Genomic DNA, 17,528 nt, shown 5'->3' with positions numbered 1-17,528 from the left:
GCTATCACAGATCATAATGTTCGTACATTTTAGCTATTTAGCAGCAAAATTGATTACACTTGTCCAAAGATGAGCGATGCATTAGTGCCACCAAAACCAAACGAATTAGAAAGTGCATATTGAATTTTATGCTCCTGAGCTTTAAACGGTACAAAATTTAAATCACATCCTTCTGAAGGTTTATGTAAATTTAAGGTTGGCGGAATAATTCCATTATTTAACGCAAGAATACTGAATATTGCTTCAACGCTCCCTGCAGCACCAAGTAAATGTCCTATAGAAGATTTAGTTGAAGAAACAGGTATTTTATAAACGTAGTCACCAAATAACTGTTTCATTGCTATTACTTCAATTTTATCTCCAAGTGGCGTTGAAGTTCCATGTGCATTGATATATCCTACTTGATTTGGATTAATTTGCGCACTTTTTAAGGCAAGCTGCATTGCCTTAAATGCGCCTCTTCCTTCTGGATGTGGTGCTGTAATGTGGTGCGCATCTCCTGTGAGTCCGTACCCAACCAGTTCTGCATGTATTTTTGCCCCCCTTTTTTTTGCATGTTCGTATTCCTCCAGCACCAATATACCTGCTCCTTCACCCATAACAAAACCATCGCGTTCTGCATCCCATGGCCTTGAAGCTTCTTCCGGTTTATCATTGAATTTAGTTGATAATGCCTTCATAGACGCAAAACCTGCAATTCCAACTCTACACAGTGCACTTTCTGCTCCACCTGCAATCATAATATCCGCTTCACCAAGTTTTATAGTTCTTGCTGAATTTATGATTGCATGCGCACCTGTTGCACATGCGGTTACTGCTGAATCGTTTGGACCTGTAAATTCGTATTTAATAGAAATATGGCCAGATATCAAATTTATTAGACTTGCAGGGACAAAAAATGGACTGACACGTCTGGGCCCTTTTTCCTGCATGGTAATAACATTTTCCTGAATTGACGGAAGACCACCTATACCAGAGCCAATAGTTACGCCAACACGTTCTCTATCTACTTTTGAATCTTCTAAAGATGAATCTTCCACAGCTTGAATCGCTGCTGCAATGCCGTAATGAATAAAACGATCCGTTCTTTTTAGATCTTTTTCAAAAATATAACCTACAGGATTAAAGTAATTCTCAATGTTATCGGATTGCACAGGCACCTGCCCTGCAACCTTGCAAGCAAGATCAGAAGAGTCAAATCTATCTGTATTGATTGCTTTTATGCCAGACTCGCCTTTTATCAGCCTTGACCAAGTGTTGTCAACATCTGCCGCTAGTGGAGTGATTAAACCAACACCAGTGACTACTACTCTTCTGCTCATTTAACACTAACTATTAGCCTTTTTTACTATTAATGTACTCAACTATTTGCTCCATAGTTTCCATTTTTTGTGCGTCTTCATCTGGAATTTCTATTCCGAACTCTTCTTCTGCTGCCATGATGATTTCAACTGCATCTAAACTGTCTGCACCATGCTCCGAAAGCTTTGAAGAGCTGTTGAATTTCTCTACATCCTTACTAATGTGCTCTAGTATAATCTTTTTCACTTTCTCTTCTATGTCTTCTCTAGTGCTCTTTGCTAGTTCGCTATTCACATTTCTTACCAAAAAAATAACCTATTCTTTGATGTTATAAAAAATTTTTATGTTTGCAATATCTTTTATAACTGGTAAACTACAGCAAAGTTTTCTACTGCCCTAGCTGGCTAGCGTTACGTGCTAAACAATTAACAATTCAAAAATGCTAGACGAAACAACAAAAAATTTGCTTATTGTAGAAGTAAATAAACTTTTACCAGAAAATAGCGAGAATAAGCTTATATCAGCTATGCGTTATATACTCCTTGCTCCTGCAAAACATATACGCTCCTTTTTAGTCGTAGCTTCATCGCGAGTGTTTAACGCGGAAGCTAAAAAAGTAATATCAGTTGCTGCAGCAATTGAATTTGTTCATGCTTACTCTCTAATTCACGATGATTTACCGTGCATGGACAACAGTGATACTCGCAGAAGCCAGCTAAGCTGCCATAAAAAATTTGATGAAGCAACAGCAGTGCTTGCCGGAGATGCACTACTTACTCTGGCTTTTGAGGTATTGTCTTCGTTAAATGAGAAATGCTGTGAAATCATGAAAGTTCTTTCTCAGGCAATAGGAATTAGGGGAATGGTAGGAGGACAGATTTTAGATATTGGTGCAGATTTTAACAAAATAAAAGAAATTCATTTGATGAAAACCGCAAAACTATTTGCAGCTTCATGTGAAATAGGTGCTATAATAGGGAATGCTACAGATAAGCAACGTAAAGCGTTATATAACTACGGGATAAACCTAGGGCTTATCTTTCAAGCTAAGGATGATATTGAAGATTACGAACAAGATAAAACAAATAATCTAATGTCTGTACTTGGTAAAAGTGAAGTAGAGGACTATATAGACGCCCTCTTTAAACAAGGCTTGGATAATTTGAGTGCGCTTTCAGGGGATACTAATTATTTATATGATTTATTGAATCAAGTAAAGAAAGATGGTTAGAAAAATTATATTACAAATGCTTATTTCCATAGTAATGATTCTCACTTTAACCTCTGCTTTTATGTTTACTATTGTCTATATAAACAAAGGTAAACCGGGAAAAAAGGACAAGCTTTATGAGATAAGTGCCACGCATAGTGGTTTGATACAGACAATAGCACATTATCTAGTGAAGCCAATACTTGAATCAGCACTCGACCGCTATATTGAAAAGCATGGGCTAACAGAATATTTAGAAGAAATGACGCAGCAAAAGGAAGAAGATTCGATAAATTTTTATGAAATTACTGAAGGCAGTGGCAGCAAGGCTTTCTGTGGCATGGAAGTCCTATTGCAAATATATAAAATTTCTAATAATAACTCAGCAACACTCCCTAGCAAAGTTTCTGATGTTACTTTGAAAATAGGTCAAGATGACCTAAAAGAAGTGGGTTTAGGGGTGATAGGTATGAAAGAAGGCGGAGAGCGTGTAGTTACTATTGCCAATGATAACAAAATGAATTTTAATTCTTATTACGTCAAACTGATCGAAGTAAAGGATAAATATCCCGACTCAGTGAATAATCTGATGGTTTTTAATGACTTAATTAACAAGACTGGAAAACAAGTAAGGTGCGGTGATGAGATATCAGTTAAATATAGCGTAAAGGAGCATAATGGGGAATATATAGTCAAAGATCAAACAGTGCAATTTAGGGTTGGCGATAAAAAAATACCACTTGCTATAGAGCTTGGAGTTGTGGGAATGAGAGCTGGTAATAAAAGAACTATTCTTTCTCCGCCTGACCTTTTGACTATTACTGACGATATGTTAATAAAAGACATAGATTATGATGAAGAAAATATCTCAATAATTGACTTAAGCTTAGATATTAAGCAAGAGGTCGCAGCACACCATTCTACTGTTGAAAAACAGCCTAAAGAATATAGCTGAAATTTTAGGCTTACTGGCTGACCTTCTGAACACTCTCTATACTACTTAAAGTAGGCTTTTTGTTTTTCCTAAAGTATAAACTTAGATAAATCAAGCTGCTTCGAAATTGACTCAAGTTTATCTTTTACATACTTGCTGTCTATAATGAATTTTTCGCTATTTTTCTCAGAAGCAATGAAACTTATTTCATCTAAAAGCTTCTCCATGATAGTGTGAAGCCTTCTTGCGCCTATATTTTCCACTTGCCTATTAACTGTAAACGCTATTTCAGCTATGGTTTTTATACCATCATCAGTGAACTCAAGCATCACATTTTCTGTTTTCATTAAAGCTATGTACTGCTTTAACAAACTAGATTCTGGTTCCTTTAATATTCTTATTAAATCCTCTTGAGTAAGTGCCTTAAGTTCTACCCTGATCGGTAATCTGCCCTGTAATTCCGGTAAGAGGTCAGATGGTTTAGACTGATGAAAAGCACCAGATGCAATAAATAATATATAGTCTGTTTTTACATGGCCATACTTAGTTGTAACAGTTGTTCCTTCAAGTAGTGGTAACAGATCGCGTTGCACTCCTTCTCTGTTTACTTCACCTTTTACTTCTGTACGCGCTGCAATTTTGTCTATTTCATCCAAAAATACTATACCGTCATTACTAACAAGATCAATGGCTTCTTTGATTATCTTATCTTCATCGATTAGCCTTTCACTTTCTTCATTAATTAATATTTCACGCGCTTCTTTTACCTTCACCGTAATAGTTTTTGTTTTTTTGCTCCCGTTAAACATCTTGCCCACTATTTCTGTTACATTCATCACACCAACTTGCCCACCTGGCATGCCTGGTATATCGAAAGTAGGTAACATACTCTTGCTCTCTCTGACGTTAATAGAAACTTCTCCGTCCTCAAACTCTTTATTCCTCAACCTTTCTCTAAAAATTTTTTTACTCTCTTCGGTTGCATTTTCGCCTACCATAGAGGTTACTATTGTTTTCTCAGCTAAAATTAAAGCCTTGTTAGCTAAGGCTTTACGGGCTTTCTCTTTAACTAAAACTATTGCTGCATCAACTAAATCGCGTATTATCGAATCAACGTCACGTCCAACGTATCCTATTTCAGTAAACTTCGTTGCCTCAATTTTTATGAACGGTGCACCGGCAAGTTTTGCTAAGCGGCGAGCTATTTCAGTTTTACCAACCCCTGTATGACCGATCATCAATATATTCTTAGGTATGATTTCATCACGCAATGGAAATGGAACCTGATTGCGACGCCAACGATTTCTGAGCGCAATAGCAACAGCACGCTTTGCATCATCCTGTCCGATTATGAATCTATCTAATTCTTTAACTATCTTCTGTGGTGGCAGGTCATCTAACAAAACTTGAGTACTGTCATTAACTTGAATATCGCTGTCATTTGAATCAAAACCACTCTTAGTATCTTTATAGAGGTCATTTTTTTCATCATAGGTGTCACTACTACAAGGCCGCCCTTCTGAAAGGGTTATAGGCTGATTGGAAAAATTAGTGCACAAAGTTTTTTGCTTGGAAGACATATCACTCCTCTATCTTTTCAATAACTACATTATGATTTGTATAAACACATATATCGCCAGCTATCTTCATAGCCTTTTTTGCAATCTCTTCTATTGATATTCCTTTAATGTCAATTAAAGCTCTTGCTGCAGATAGAGCAAAATTTCCCCCAGAGCCAATAGCTGCGATTCCATCTTCAGGTTCAAGAACATCACCTGTTCCCGTAATTACTAATGAAATAGATTTATCTGCAACAATCATCATAGCCTCTAATTTTCTTAGATATTTATCCATTCTCCAGTCTTTTGCAAGTTCAACACATGCTCTCATTAATTGCCCTGGGTGCTTGTCAAGTTTAGATTCTAGTCTTTCAAAGAGAGTAAATGCATCGGCTGTTGCTCCAGCAAAACCGGCAATTACAGAATCACCAGAAAGACGCCTAACTTTTTTTGCTCCGGATTTTATAACAGTGTGGCCCAGTGAAACCTGTCCATCACCTATTACTACTACGCTTTTATCTTTTCTAATTGACAGTATAGTAGTTCCATACATTTTATTGTTATCGTATTGAATCATTTTTCTATTACTTTAAATAAGAATCTCATTATACTTTAATCTTTACTTTAATCTTTAGTCAAATTTGCTAAATATGTTTAATTATAGCTTATAATATAATACCTTCCTTATAACATTTAAAGTGTAGATGCAAAACATAATTCACCCAGATTTGGAAAAAAGTATAAATAATTGGTTTGAGGCAAAATTTAACGGCCTTACATTGCCATTTTATAGCTCTATAGATCTTAGAAACTCCAGCTACAAAATTGCCCCAGTGGACGCTAATTTATTTCCTGCAGGGTTCAACAATCTAAGTGAGACATCAAGAGCAACAGCAGCAAAACTAATAAAAAGTTATTTTGAAACAAAACAATATAAAAAGACTCTTATAATACCGGAGAATTACACACGAAATAAAATGTATATAGAAAACGTATTTGTTATAGAGAAAGTACTGCAGCTCGCAGGTTTTGAAACTAGAATTGGCCTCTTTCACAACGAAGCATATAATTTAATAGAACCATATGAAACTATCGTGAAAGAAAACTCTCTGCTAAAGACAACTTCAGGATTTGTGCCTGATGTTATTATACTGAATCGTGATATGACGAGCCACATTCCAGACACGCTAAAAGACGTAAAGCAAGATATAGTACCAAGCCCACTATACGGTTGGCATAGCAGACAGAAATTTAAGTATTTTGAAATCTATCAAGAATTAGCGTCCGAATTTTGTAGCGAATTTAAAATGGACCCATGGCTTATTTCTGTGCTTACAGAAAGCTGTAATGGAGTTGACTTTAATGATGATTCATCACTAGGAGCAGTAGCGACTAAAGTTGACCAAATATTATCTCTAGTGCAAAAAAAGTATGAGGAATATGAAATAAAAACACAACCTTACGTTTTTATCAAAGCAAGCAATGGCACATATGGGATGGGCATTATAACAGCAACAAGTGGAGAGGAAATATTAAATCTCAATAAAAAAAAGCGTCATAAAATGAAAAAGATAAAAGAAGGAATAGCAATCAATAGCGTTATTATACAAGAAGGTGTACCAACCATTGACATATTTAAAAGCAGTTCTGCAGAACCGCTGATATACTATATAGGAGATACTCCAACATGTTACTTATACCGATGTAATAGCAGGAAAGATGTATATTCTAGCTTGAATGCCACTGACTGTGAGTTTCATGATGTTAGCCAGGTTGTGGAAGGTAAAATTCTGTCACTTTGGAGTATTGTTGGCAAATTAGCAGTACTAGCGTTGGCAGTAGAAATAAAATCTTTTCACCTCTAACCCTTACATTCCCACAGCGTTGCCATCGGGCAGATCATTATCATCATTACCGGGCTGAATATGGTTATGGCCAGCATTATCAAGTTCAGTGGAAGGATCATCATTGACAGGTTGTTGAAACAATTTGTCAAGCTGAACTGCCAGAAATACTGCACTATATATTATGCTAACTGTTACGCTTAAGTTGAAATTATAGATTATACCATTACCTAAGTTTATTGGTATGGTTGCAGTCTCCATTCTTTTTAATATGAAGTTTAACAAACCTAATGACAAAGTTAATGTGCTGATAATAAGGTCCTTCTTACACTTAGCAGACTTTTCAGGATCCTTATTATCTAGGTATTTTCTCCATGAATAATAGTAGCTTATAGGTTCTGAAATAAACAGAAATAGGATCGTTGATGTTAAGTGAATGTGACTTATTACGTCTCCATTACCCCTAGTAAAAAAATGGATGACTTTCAACATCATCAATGCTTCTATGATGCTGCTTGCAAGATTAGCCGATTTACCCACAACTTTTGCCAGCTCTTTTTTACTCTCAGGGTTTCTGTAATCCTTAATTAGATCCTGTAGAGTAAATGCAGAATGGGCAATATATAGAATAGATGTCGGAAACTTTACTAGTCGAGCAACATTCCGTATAAGAAAGATATTGGATCTATTATTGTCAATGAACTCGCAGCAAAATTGCAGTGAAATCTTACACAATAGGGCTGTTAAACCTGTTGTGATGCAGATTACCTTCCTGAAATCATGATCATAAATATCATGCACCTTTTGTGCGAGTATGTTAGATTTCTTTTTTAGCTTGTTTGGCATGAAATAGTTAACAAAATAATAACTCCCTTTTATTCTATCACATAAAAGCCTTGAAGAAAAGCCCTATAAATCAGCTAAGCATTTTATAAACAAGGAATCAATACTGAGAGTTGGTACGCGAAAATAATATCCATCCTTGATAATTGCTTTATATTCTATATCAAGTTCAACTAGAGTTTCTGAATGCTCAGAAACAAAAGATATAGGTGATAAAACTACAGGTACACCATCAGCTTTTGTACGTGATAGCTCACTTTCAGTGCTTGGCTCTAGCCATTTTACAGGACCAATCTTACTCTGATAACATATTGACCAATCTAAGTTATTGATAGCTAACTTTTCTACTATTAACTCTACGCTTCTTTCTACCTGTGAAGCGTAAGGGTCGCCTTTTTTAATAACGCTAAGGGGCAAGCTATGAGCTGAAAATAGGACTCTTGGCTTACCAATCCTGCTGGCTAATTTGTAGTACTTGGCTATCAAGTTAGTATGAGCCTCAATAAAGTTTTCATTGTCATAATAATGATGAATTATTTTTGTATTGCATTTTAGGCCATGCTTTTTAGCATTTTTTTGCCAATTTTCGATGGATGACAAAGTTGTGGTAGTTGAATATTGAGGGTATAGTGGCAGCAAAATTACTTCATCAGGATCAAACTGTTTTACACTTTTAACAACTTCGTCAGCAAATGGATGCCAATAGCGCATGCAAATGAATACCTTGTGTACATGGTTTCTATCTTTATTTAATTTTAGTTCTAAAGCATTAGCTTGCATTTTTGTATTCTCCAGAATTGGCGATTTACCTCCGATTTCCTCGTATATTTTTCGTGCAGTATTTTCTCGTTTCGCAGATATAAACTTTGCTAAAAGAAACCGAAAGGGATTCGGTAGATTGATTATTCTCCTGTCATAAAAAAGGTTGAATAAAAAAGGACGGACCGCATTTAGTGAATCAGGCCCGCCAAGATTAAATAAGATAACTGCCTTTTTCACCTACGCACTACTACAACAAGTTACTTCTGGGGTGCCTATAAAATTAGCTACACACTCATCAAATTTAGTTATAGGCACTAAATTTCTTACACTGGCATACAATAAGTGGCCTGATCTCTTCAGGTTACTCTTGGTGGATGTGAAGTTCCAATCGAAAAATGTATCGACAAAAAGACTTGGTACCGTTTCAAGAAGTTCAACAGCAGCTAAAGATAGCATTATACAACTTTGCAGGACATTCAGAAGAACCTTGAGGGGAAAAAGTAAAACTTTAACGAAAAGAGAGGTGCTACTTGTTTCATCCAGTGGTCGCCCTGAGTTAGGCGAATTATACTCAATATGCTTTCTATTTTGATCAAAGATAGGAAATTTTATAGTATCTTTCTTAAATTGCCCATCTATTTCTTGTGTACTATGTTTGGTCCATTTTTCTAGTGACCACTCACGCACGTGAAAAGTTCTTACAAAAAAGCATGTTGTAACCATCAATGCAGCACATATAAGCGCACACTGCATAAGACTTATACTACCTACCATAGCTGGCAGCGCAAAACAAACAAATGGCACTATGATAGCCATTTCAAGAAATGGAATAGTGTTTCTTTTCATTGCAAAGGCAGCGCCTTTTTTTAGCTCCGTGTATTGATTATTACTTTTTCCTTGCTTTTGTAGAATATGGTCACACATACCATATTCTAAATAACTTAAAAAAGCCAAATTAAAAGTTAAAAACCCTTTTGCTCCACAAAAAATTGACGATTTCAAGTTATTGACCAATTTTTTAGCAGTAGATTCAGTTTCAACCAGTTGTTTGGTAGTAGATTCAGGTTTTTCATTAGTTTTTTTACAACAAGTATGCATACAATACTCCCTTGATGGTTTATTCTTAACTATAAATAAAAAACTGCTTTTATCAAATCAAAATTTACAATAAAATAAATCTATAAATATACTATTTTATATAAGGAGATAATATGGCAATTGAGAGAACACTTTCGATATTAAAACCTGATGCAGTAAAAAATAATATTACAGGCAAGATAAATTCATACATTGAAAGCTCTGGGCTCAAAATTATAGCACAAAAAATGATGTTACTGACAAAAAAACAAGCAGAGCTGTTTTATGAAATTCATAAAGATAGGTCTTTTTTTGGGGAATTGGTAGAGTTTATGACTTCTGGTCCTGTGATAGTTCAAGTTTTAGTTGGTGAAAATGCAGTAAGTAAATACAGACAAATCATGGGAGCTACCGATCCAAAGCAGGCAGATAAAGGTACAATCAGGGGTGATTTTGCTGATGACATTAGTGAAAATAGAGTTCACGGCTCGGATAGTCTAGAAAATGCTCGTAAGGAGATAGCTTTCTTTTTTGCTGAACGTGAGTTGGTGTAGTCAAATCAGATTTTCCTATATATAACTAAATTTTCTGGATCCTATGTCAAGCATACATCTGTACGAACGTTGTAATTAACAGGTGGCAAATCCAAGTAGCTGACAACATAGAAACGAAAAAATTCCTTGACAAACTCCGCCAGCCCTCTTATCATGGTACTGAAGGTATTCAGTTATCTTCATCTGTGCAGATTAAACAGCAAAAAAACAACGTAGTTGGCGTCTTATTTTTAATTTTTTGCACTATGTGCATCCTATGTCTTCACAACATTTCTAGGTTTTTGCCTATATAAGCTGAAACGCGCTTATAAGTCGTTTAAGACAGTATAGTACGCCAATTTGCAGGATTAGGGAGTGAACACTAATTACCACGGGATTTCTTTGCCTTTTTTTTCGTTTGGTAAATTTCTTAAATATTTATAGCTAAACGACAACCGTCATCCCGCTACTTGTTAGCGGCTGAGATACCGCGGCGGTATGACGGTTCGCGGCAGCATGACGACAAATTCGTCATTCCGCTGCTTGTTAGCGGCTAAGAGATACCGCGAATGAATCGCGGTATGACGGTTCGCGGTGGCATCTCGTCATCCCGCTACTTGTTAGCGGGATCTAGAGATACCGCGGCGTTATGACGTAGAAGCTATACTTTTATACTCACCAACTCAGTTTGCTTGCTTACAAGTAAACTGCAACCCTAAATGTTGGAGCACTGTCGTACACTAAGCGCTGTAATGACAATTTTAGTCGCTTCATACACTTATCATGCTAGTCATAACAGAAATAATTTTTACCAGAGATATTTATGAAATAATTGACATAGTTTGGAAATATGTATATTATAGAACATTAATAGTTAGTTAATTTGTAGGTGTAATATGGCTAGAAAGATTTTGAATGAAAATGAGTATCACGCTTTTAAGCGGTTGTTTTTAATGTTTGGTATTCAGAAGAAGGATGTGGTAAATTCTGGCATTGAGAATATTAATAAAAAGTTTAGTGAACAATATCGTAAATTATCGTTAAAATATCACCCAGATAAAAACCCAAACAATAAAGAAGCGGAGGAGAAATTTAAGGTTATTGCATTAAATAAGCCATTTTTTGAAGAATTTATAATAGAGCCGTTGGAGAAAGGTCTCAATAAAAGAAATAATTTAATAAAAGAATTACGCGGTAAGTTGTGGAGTCGCAGTTATGAAGAATTGCAAAAATACTTAGATGATAAGCACAGAAATAAACTCTATAATAAGCAGCAGTCAATTAACAATAATGTAACTGCTTATTCAAAATATTCTTCTTATTCACATCTCTTAGGAAGTCCTTTAGTATTCTTCACATCAATTGCATTTTTAATCATTAATGGTATTTCTTGTAATGTACCAATAGCAGTAGGTTTTCTTGCTCCCTTGTTAGCAGGATTTATTTTGAGTTCAGCTATCAAGAGCATTTATACTAGAAATGGAAAAGAGTTTAATAATCAGACTAATATTTTATTATTGTTTTACTTTGACCAAGAATGCGAAAATTTTTCAAAGAGTGATAGGACTAAATTAAAGTGGCTAAAAAATTCATTTATTTTGAGCAACATAATCTGTACATCTTTAATGTTTTTCGGTGTGGGATTAGATTTAGTTGCCAACGGCTTTGGTATAACTAACTCTATGATGTTATCCGGCTTATTACTTTCATTACCATTCAAGCTTTTAATTGTTACTTCACCTGTTTTCAATGCTGCAAGTAATTATATTCTCAAAAAGAGGAGCAATTTAAAGGTGATGGTCCACTTGTAGAAGTTGATGACGAACAACCAAGCAGTACTATGAGCAATCAAAGTTATTTCCCCATCGGTCAGTTAATGCTCACATATCATCAAAGTTAGTTATTCTCCATAGCGAAGTCTCTAGCTAGGAACAATGAGCCACAGATTAGTATGGTTTTGATGTTTCGGATAGAGGCTTTTAATATGTGATTTGATATTGCATCGCCAATTGATTCACATTCAACTGCTTTTATTCCTATGTTATTGGCTTTTTCCCTAATCAAATTTGTATTTGTTGCTTTAGGTTCAGACTTAACACAAACCGCACATAGTAGCTTGATATATGGCTTTAAGTGCTCTAAGAACTCTGCCACATTTCTGTTACGAGTAACACCAAAAATTATATAGATACCTTCAGCAAAATTATCTTTTACCCACTGAGATAGCACTCTAGCACCGTCATTATTGTGCGCACCATCTAAAAATAATTGCCAATCTTTCGGTAGTAGGGAAATTAAATTACCCTCTTTTATTAGCTCTAGTCGTGCAGGCCAGTAGGTACGCTGTAAACCTGAAGTGATATCCTCTTCTCCAATATCAAATCCATATTTTCCACTTAAAATACTACATGCTGCAATGGCGTTTCCTGCATTGATTATTTGGTGTTCACCCTTCAGAGATGGCAAAGGAAATTCTATTGATTGAATAGCTGATTGGAAAACCATTTTGTTGTTCTTTTTTTTGCAATTCCATTCAAGACCTCCTCTATATAGAGGAGATTTCTTATTTATTGCATGGAATTCTAGTGTACTCATCACAGACTTTTCTTGTGGTGCTATTACGCAAGGAACATTAGGTTTCATTATTCCAGCCTTTTCACCTGCTATAATTTCTACAGTAGGGCCAAGATATTCTGTATGATCAAGGGCAATGGAAGTAATTATTGTTAAAATCGGACTATCTATAACATTTGTTGCATCAAGTCTTCCGCCCATACCTACTTCAACTAAAGTAATATCGGCTTTATGACGAGAAAAAGCTAAAAAAGCTGCAATAGTTGCAGCTTCAAACAGAGTGATAGGTTGTTCTGCAATCACGGCACGGCATTCTTCTAATAAGCTATATAATTCATTATCGTCGATATAACTGCCTGCAATAACTATTCTTTCATTAAAATTCACCAAATGTGGAGAAGTGTATGCATGGACCTTATACCCTGCTGCTTGCATTATATATCTTATAAATGCTAGTGTTGAGCCTTTCCCGTTAGTCCCAGCTATATAAATTACGGGAGGCATTTTTTTCTCAGGATTGTCCAATTTATTTAGAAAGCTTTTTATGCGATCAAGAGAAAAATCCTTTGGTCTACTACCAAGCGGTTTAGGCCAATGAGGCATATATATCATGGATTGTTATTGCATTTTAATTCAGCTATAACGCTTGCTATGCCATGCGTGTCGATTTTTTCACTAAATTGAGAACGTTGATTAATAGCAATACTTATTCCACTCATTACAACATCACTTATCAAGAAAGAACTGTTATTTTTAGTAACTTTAAAATCAATATTTGTAAATTCTTTATCACCGTAAGAAAATCTTGTACCAATTAAGCAAGTTTCATCGTCAACTGCTTTTGTACTCATTATGATCATTTCACTATCATGCATGTATTTATATAAAATTTTAACGCACAAACGCGTAAGATACACTTCATACTCTCTTAAAAAATCTTCTTTTTCTTTTTGTTTAACTAAAGCCCAATGTTTTCCTATAACGAATTGCGATATTCCTTTGAGGTTAACATTATTCTGAATGACCTCCTGAAGCTTTTCGTGTACATGCCCTAGGTTTTTTCTATTTCCTTTTGTAGATATACCATCCACTTGTTGCTTCATAGTATGCACAAAAATTTTGTGATCTGTACAACTAGTGTAAGCTCTTGAAGAAATTGCAATAAAAACAATAATGATTAAAACTTTAGTAATGTTCATAAGATAAACTATAATACTTAAAATGCAAAATTTAATAAAGATTAAATAATAATCGCTGACTTTAATATACCTATAGACATGCCCTGTGTAAATCATCTATAATTCAAGTAAGGGTCTGTGCTATGCGTTATGAGTTAAGTTAAATTTCCCGAGCGATAATTTCTAGAAAAGGGAATTGCCTCTGCTGGTTTCGTTGAAACTAATATGCGATGCCCACCTTAACTTCAGGTCTCAGGAATCTACTAAGGCTGACGGTAGATACGGATCCTTTTTTGATTGGTACTAAATTTATGCTTCATCAATGCAGAGAACAAGGTACCTTCCTATGTTCGCCTAATGAAGTATTCCAAATTGTAATTGATGTTGAAAGGTATCCTGATTTTGTTCCTTGGTGCAAAGCCGTTTATATAAAAGAAAAAATTGACAACCAAATGGTTGTGGATCTTCTCGCAGTTTTTCATGGAATTAAAGGAAAGTACACATCAGAAGTAACCTTTCTTTCTCCAAGTGGAACAAATGAAGGTTGGATAAAAGCTGTATCATCAAATGGAATATTTAAACATCTATACAATGAATGGCAATTCATTCCCATAGATGAAAATAAAACTATGGTAAAGTTTTATATAGAGTTTAAGTTTAAGTCCAACTCATTTTCCACTTTATTAAACTCAGTATATAAATATACACAGAGTAAAATAATTGCTGCATTTAAAGATAGGGCTGAAAGCCTTGCTAAACAAAAGTTATCTTGACATTATTAATATAAATATGTAATTTTTTTAGTAAGTTAAGTGTTTGTATTGTAATGATTTTCAGACTATTGTTTTTACTAATTCTTATGAGTGTTAATTCTTATGCAGTTGTTAAATCCAGTAACCAACATATTCAAAAAGAAACTAATGAAATAACATCAAAGGAGTTACTATCACTATTACCTGATGATAAATTATTAGGAGATCCAAAAGCACCAATTCTAATGATAGAATATGCTTCATTAACTTGCTATCACTGCTCTCTTTTTCATAAGAATGTTTTTCCTAAAATTAAAGAGAAATATATAGACACAGGTAAGATGTTATATATATTTCGTCATTTTCCTTTGGATTACAGAGGGCTAAAGGCTGCAATGCTAAGTCATTGCTACGAAAAACAAGAAGACTACTTTAATTTTAACAAAGCTGTTTTTAACTCAATAGATTCGTGGAATTACTACAATTTAAGTGATTTGACTTTACTACAAAGAATTGCTGCACTAAGCAACTTAAAGCAAGATGCATTTAACCAATGCATTAATGATAAGAAAATTATGGATAAAATCGTAAATGATAAATCACTGGCAATCAATAAACTTGGTATCACAGCCACTCCAATATTTTTCATCAAGCTTAACGATGATGGTAAGTCATATATAGAGCATAATAAAGTTAAACATGAAGGGTATAAAGAGCTGAAATATCTTACTGATGTGATAGATAAATTATATGGAAAAGCTATAGTGAAGTAATACCACTGTAGCTTACCATATAAAAGACTCTATGCTGAGTCATTGTTTTTCACTACTGTTTGTTGTTTTTTACGCTCAAACTCTCTTTTTTTACTGTGCCAAGTGTAGTAATACATAGCGATTTTATTCTCTATTAATACTATTGTCCCATCATAAAACTGAACCATATCCATAACTTTTCTCTGAGCTTCATTAAAACGTTCTTTATACTTTTCACGATAAGCTGGATTATGTAGTAACATAACCCCTTCATTCTTGTTAGATTTTTTGTTTAACGTTTCAACTTCACTAGCAATAGTATAAGACATATAACCCCCTCTAATTGATTATAAAAATTATATTTTAAAAAGAGAAATGCGCATAAACAATCCCTTTAATTCTAGTATAATAAACAATCGATTATTATACTAGTTAACCATAGTACGATATATAATAATTTTTGTCACTTAAAATTTTATACTATGAAATAATAACTTAAAATAAATGTTTTTATTATTTTAAACTATATTATTATATTTATAAACTGTGTATGAATTAAGCTTCCCTAATTTATAATATAAAACGTAATGCGTAATAATTTTAGTATAAAATTATCATATATAAGAAATCTATTTGCAAAAGAATATAAAAAAATAGAAGAATATTGTATTCTTGAAAAAAAGCAACATATTCAGATTGGCCCTGAAGAAGGAAAGCTATTAAGTTTATTTATAAAAATCCATAAAATCAAAAGTATTGTTGAGATTGGCACGTTATACGGTTATTCGTCGATTTGCATGGCAAAAGCTCTACTGAAAGACGGTCATATATATACAATAGAAAATAATCCTCAACACTCAAGAATAGCAAAAAAAAATTTTAGTGCTTTTAATCTAAGTGATAAAATTACTCTAATAGAAGGTGATGCACTGGAAAAAATTAATGAATTATCAGCAAAGGCACCATTTGACATGATATTCATCGATGCTGACAAAAGTAGTTATCCTAAGTATTTAGATTGGGCAGAGTCATACATTAAACAAGATGGGCTAATCGTTGCAGATAACACTCTATTATTTAATACAGTATTTTTAGAATCGCCTCCAAAAGAAGTATCAGAAAAATCATGGCATGCTATGAGGGAGTTTAATAATAGATTATCAGATGAAAAGAAATATTTCTCTATATTGATTCCAACTGATGAAGGAATGACTGTAGCTTTAAAGCTAACATAAGTTAAAAATCAAGGTCAGCGTAATGTTTAGGAGGGGTTAAACCGGAAACTCTCTCTAATAATATCTCACGAAAACAAGGCTTTGATTTAACAATGGAGTACCATTCTTTTAAAATTTTACTTTTTTCCCATGGAAAACTACTTACATAATCCATTACGGAAATATGCGATGCTAAAGCAATATCAGCCAAAGTGAACTTATCAGTTGCAAGCCAAACGTTCTTGTTAATTAAGTGTTCGATGTATTCCATATGGCAAGGCAGGTTATGCTGAGCTGCATGAAGAAATCTAGAGTCAGGGCTGCGGTTAGTAATTACTTTTTCATTCATAATATACTTAGTAACTTCATTGTAAAATTTGTTGTCAAACCAATTGATTAGAGCGCGTATTTTAGACTTAATAATAGTGGATGAACCAAGTAATTTGACGTCGCTATTGTAAGTCTCTTCTATATATTCACAAATGGCATTACTATCCGCTATTACAAAGTTATTATCTATTAATACTGGTACTTGCCCAGTTGGATTGATCTCCATAAATTCATTCCGTTTTTCCCACGGATTTTCATACACTAGATCGCAGCCTAATTTTTTTTCTTTTAGAAAAGTTCTAACTTTTCGTGAAAATGGACAAAGAGGAAAATGATATAAAATCATAATATTCCTCTTTTGTTATCCCAGTACCTATAGGTTGTTATTCCAGTGTGTGACACTGAAATCCACATCTTTTTTCTCTGGATCCAAGTTGGAATGACAAGAGAAGAGTATTTTAGGTAACAGTTGTTTACTCCAAAGTAATGTTGCAAAAGGTCTAACATATAAATTATAAGACTAATATAGGATATACCTTGCTAAATAAAAAAAAAAGTATAATATTTTATAAGGTATGCAGGCAAAAACTCTGTAATTTGGTCAGATCAGAAATGAAGCAGCCATATCAGAACCTTTTTGGGTTGCATACCTATTTCTTATTTG

18 protein-coding genes, 2 other RNA genes and 1 pseudogene are annotated in these 17,528 nt (G+C 34.2%); 10 read left to right on the top strand and 11 right to left on the bottom strand.

The annotated features are described in order from the left end of the window. Window positions 1-53 precede the first annotated feature (53 nt). A complete protein-coding gene (gene fabF / locus ABWU38_RS00860) occupies window positions 54-1,322 on the bottom strand; it encodes a beta-ketoacyl-ACP synthase II (RefSeq protein ID WP_253309221.1) in 1,269 nt (422 codons plus the stop codon). Window positions 1,323-1,335: 13 nt separating this feature from the next. Beyond that, window positions 1,336-1,596: an acyl carrier protein gene (acpP, locus tag ABWU38_RS00855; RefSeq protein ID WP_341811841.1), complete on the bottom strand. Its 261-nt coding sequence runs from the start codon at window positions 1,594-1,596 to the stop codon at window positions 1,336-1,338. Window positions 1,597-1,741: 145 nt separating this feature from the next. Between acpP and ABWU38_RS00850 the strand changes: the two genes are divergently transcribed. Together ABWU38_RS00850 and ABWU38_RS00845 are read left to right on the top strand one after the other, a co-directional pair. Beyond that, window positions 1,742-2,533, top strand: a complete 792-nt coding sequence (locus ABWU38_RS00850) for a polyprenyl synthetase family protein (protein WP_253309222.1) — start codon at window positions 1,742-1,744, stop codon at window positions 2,531-2,533. After that, window positions 2,526-3,467, top strand: a complete 942-nt coding sequence (locus tag ABWU38_RS00845; protein WP_353272312.1) for an FKBP-type peptidyl-prolyl cis-trans isomerase — start codon at window positions 2,526-2,528, stop codon at window positions 3,465-3,467. Before ABWU38_RS00850 ends, ABWU38_RS00845 begins: the two co-directional genes overlap by 8 nt. Before the next feature lie 68 nt (window positions 3,468-3,535). On the opposite strand, the gene hslU is transcribed toward ABWU38_RS00845, so the two are convergent. Both hslU and hslV read right to left on the bottom strand, forming a co-directional pair. Beyond that, entirely contained in the window at window positions 3,536-5,026 is a 1,491-nt protein-coding gene (gene hslU, locus ABWU38_RS00840) for an ATP-dependent protease ATPase subunit HslU (RefSeq protein WP_353272311.1), read from the bottom strand. A 1-nt stretch (window position 5,027) separates the two neighbouring features. After that, window positions 5,028-5,582, bottom strand: a complete 555-nt coding sequence (gene hslV / locus ABWU38_RS00835) for an ATP-dependent protease subunit HslV (RefSeq protein ID WP_353272310.1) — start codon at window positions 5,580-5,582, stop codon at window positions 5,028-5,030. Window positions 5,583-5,709: 127 nt separating this feature from the next. On the opposite strand from hslV, the gene gshA reads away from it, so the two are divergent. Next, window positions 5,710-6,870: a glutamate--cysteine ligase gene (gene gshA / locus ABWU38_RS00830; RefSeq protein ID WP_253309225.1), complete on the top strand. Its 1,161-nt coding sequence runs from the start codon at window positions 5,710-5,712 to the stop codon at window positions 6,868-6,870. Between the two features lie 3 nt (window positions 6,871-6,873). Here gshA and ABWU38_RS00825 read toward each other — a convergent pair whose 3' ends face one another. The 3 genes from ABWU38_RS00825 to ABWU38_RS00815 all read right to left on the bottom strand — a co-directional run bounded on the left by ABWU38_RS00825 (window position 6,874) and on the right by ABWU38_RS00815 (window position 9,552). Next, on the bottom strand, window positions 6,874-7,695 hold the full coding sequence (locus ABWU38_RS00825; protein WP_253309226.1) for a hypothetical protein: 822 nt from the start codon (window positions 7,693-7,695) through the stop codon (window positions 6,874-6,876). A 63-nt stretch (window positions 7,696-7,758) separates the two neighbouring features. Further along, entirely contained in the window at window positions 7,759-8,691 is a 933-nt protein-coding gene (hemH, locus tag ABWU38_RS00820; protein ID WP_353272309.1) for a ferrochelatase, read from the bottom strand. Next, entirely contained in the window at window positions 8,692-9,552 is an 861-nt protein-coding gene (locus tag ABWU38_RS00815; protein ID WP_264687749.1) for a hypothetical protein, read from the bottom strand. A 113-nt stretch (window positions 9,553-9,665) separates the two neighbouring features. Here ABWU38_RS00815 and ndk point away from each other — a divergent pair, with 113 nt between their 5' ends. Beyond that, on the top strand, window positions 9,666-10,085 hold the full coding sequence (gene ndk / locus ABWU38_RS00810) for a nucleoside-diphosphate kinase (RefSeq protein WP_253309229.1): 420 nt from the start codon (window positions 9,666-9,668) through the stop codon (window positions 10,083-10,085). 932 nt (window positions 10,086-11,017) lie between these two features. Continuing rightward, window positions 11,018-11,167: pseudogene (locus tag ABWU38_RS08385) on the top strand (DnaJ domain-containing protein); the annotation flags it as partial. Window positions 11,168-11,960: 793 nt separating this feature from the next. On the opposite strand, the gene ABWU38_RS00800 reads toward ABWU38_RS08385, so the two are convergent. Continuing rightward, a complete protein-coding gene (locus ABWU38_RS00800) occupies window positions 11,961-13,250 on the bottom strand; it encodes a bifunctional folylpolyglutamate synthase/dihydrofolate synthase (protein ID WP_353272308.1) in 1,290 nt (429 codons plus the stop codon). Beyond that, entirely contained in the window at window positions 13,247-13,837 is a 591-nt protein-coding gene (locus ABWU38_RS00795) for a phospholipid-binding protein MlaC (RefSeq protein ID WP_353272307.1), read from the bottom strand. Before ABWU38_RS00795 ends, ABWU38_RS00800 begins: the two co-directional genes overlap by 4 nt. A gap of 109 nt (window positions 13,838-13,946) precedes the next feature. On the opposite strand from ABWU38_RS00795, the gene ssrS reads away from it, so the two are divergent. From ssrS to ABWU38_RS00780, 3 genes are all read left to right on the top strand, one after another. Beyond that, window positions 13,947-14,108, top strand: a non-coding RNA gene (gene ssrS / locus ABWU38_RS00790) — 6S RNA. Between the two features lie 19 nt (window positions 14,109-14,127). After that, window positions 14,128-14,589 carry a type II toxin-antitoxin system RatA family toxin gene (locus tag ABWU38_RS00785; RefSeq protein ID WP_253309233.1) on the top strand — a complete coding sequence of 154 codons (462 nt, stop codon included), beginning with the start codon at window positions 14,128-14,130 and terminating at the stop codon, window positions 14,587-14,589. A 53-nt stretch (window positions 14,590-14,642) separates the two neighbouring features. Beyond that, entirely contained in the window at window positions 14,643-15,341 is a 699-nt protein-coding gene (locus ABWU38_RS00780) for a DsbA family protein (protein ID WP_253309234.1), read from the top strand. Window positions 15,342-15,370: 29 nt separating this feature from the next. Here ABWU38_RS00780 and ABWU38_RS00775 read toward each other — a convergent pair whose 3' ends face one another. Next, window positions 15,371-15,649 (bottom strand): DUF2671 domain-containing protein, encoded by a 279-nt coding sequence (locus tag ABWU38_RS00775; RefSeq protein WP_253309235.1) that lies wholly within the window; start codon window positions 15,647-15,649, stop codon window positions 15,371-15,373. Window positions 15,650-15,907: 258 nt separating this feature from the next. Here ABWU38_RS00775 and ABWU38_RS00770 point away from each other — a divergent pair, with 258 nt between their 5' ends. Further along, the gene (locus ABWU38_RS00770) at window positions 15,908-16,555 is read left to right on the top strand and encodes an O-methyltransferase (protein WP_253309236.1); all 648 of its coding nucleotides are present in this window, start codon (window positions 15,908-15,910) and stop codon (window positions 16,553-16,555) included. 1 nt (window position 16,556) lies between these two features. Here ABWU38_RS00770 and ABWU38_RS00765 read toward each other — a convergent pair whose 3' ends face one another. After that, window positions 16,557-17,210 (bottom strand): glutathione S-transferase family protein, encoded by a 654-nt coding sequence (locus tag ABWU38_RS00765; protein ID WP_064125276.1) that lies wholly within the window; start codon window positions 17,208-17,210, stop codon window positions 16,557-16,559. Window positions 17,211-17,432: 222 nt separating this feature from the next. Between ABWU38_RS00765 and ffs the strand changes: the two genes are divergently transcribed. Beyond that, an RNA gene (gene ffs / locus ABWU38_RS00760) (signal recognition particle sRNA small type) lies at window positions 17,433-17,522 on the top strand. Window positions 17,523-17,528 lie beyond the last annotated feature (6 nt).

The organism is Wolbachia endosymbiont (group A) of Urophora cardui (assembly GCF_964028435.1).
Lineage (GTDB): Bacteria > Pseudomonadota > Alphaproteobacteria > Rickettsiales > Anaplasmataceae > Wolbachia.
Note: the sequence above shows the minus strand (reverse complement) of the source record. Positions and strands in the feature narration are given on the sequence as shown.

Coding starts and splice junctions, on each gene's coding strand:
- fabF (WP_253309221.1), bottom strand. CDS start 1,322: ATGAGCAGAAGAGTAGTAGTCACTGGTGTTGGTTTAATCACTCCACTA.
- ABWU38_RS00850 (WP_253309222.1), top strand. CDS start 1,742: ATGCTAGACGAAACAACAAAAAATTTGCTTATTGTAGAAGTAAATAAA.
- ABWU38_RS00845 (WP_353272312.1), top strand. CDS start 2,526: ATGGTTAGAAAAATTATATTACAAATGCTTATTTCCATAGTAATGATT.
- hslU (WP_353272311.1), bottom strand. CDS start 5,026: ATGTCTTCCAAGCAAAAAACTTTGTGCACTAATTTTTCCAATCAGCCT.
- hslV (WP_353272310.1), bottom strand. CDS start 5,582: ATGATTCAATACGATAACAATAAAATGTATGGAACTACTATACTGTCA.
- gshA (WP_253309225.1), top strand. CDS start 5,710: ATGCAAAACATAATTCACCCAGATTTGGAAAAAAGTATAAATAATTGG.
- ABWU38_RS00825 (WP_253309226.1), bottom strand. CDS start 7,695: ATGCCAAACAAGCTAAAAAAGAAATCTAACATACTCGCACAAAAGGTG.
- ABWU38_RS00815 (WP_264687749.1), bottom strand. CDS start 9,552: ATGCATACTTGTTGTAAAAAAACTAATGAAAAACCTGAATCTACTACC.
- ndk (WP_253309229.1), top strand. CDS start 9,666: ATGGCAATTGAGAGAACACTTTCGATATTAAAACCTGATGCAGTAAAA.
- ABWU38_RS00800 (WP_353272308.1), bottom strand. CDS start 13,250: ATGATATATATGCCTCATTGGCCTAAACCGCTTGGTAGTAGACCAAAG.
- ABWU38_RS00795 (WP_353272307.1), bottom strand. CDS start 13,837: ATGAACATTACTAAAGTTTTAATCATTATTGTTTTTATTGCAATTTCT.
- ABWU38_RS00785 (WP_253309233.1), top strand. CDS start 14,128: ATGCTTCATCAATGCAGAGAACAAGGTACCTTCCTATGTTCGCCTAAT.
- ABWU38_RS00780 (WP_253309234.1), top strand. CDS start 14,643: ATGATTTTCAGACTATTGTTTTTACTAATTCTTATGAGTGTTAATTCT.
- ABWU38_RS00775 (WP_253309235.1), bottom strand. CDS start 15,649: ATGTCTTATACTATTGCTAGTGAAGTTGAAACGTTAAACAAAAAATCT.
- ABWU38_RS00770 (WP_253309236.1), top strand. CDS start 15,908: ATGCGTAATAATTTTAGTATAAAATTATCATATATAAGAAATCTATTT.
- ABWU38_RS00765 (WP_064125276.1), bottom strand. CDS start 17,210: ATGATTTTATATCATTTTCCTCTTTGTCCATTTTCACGAAAAGTTAGA.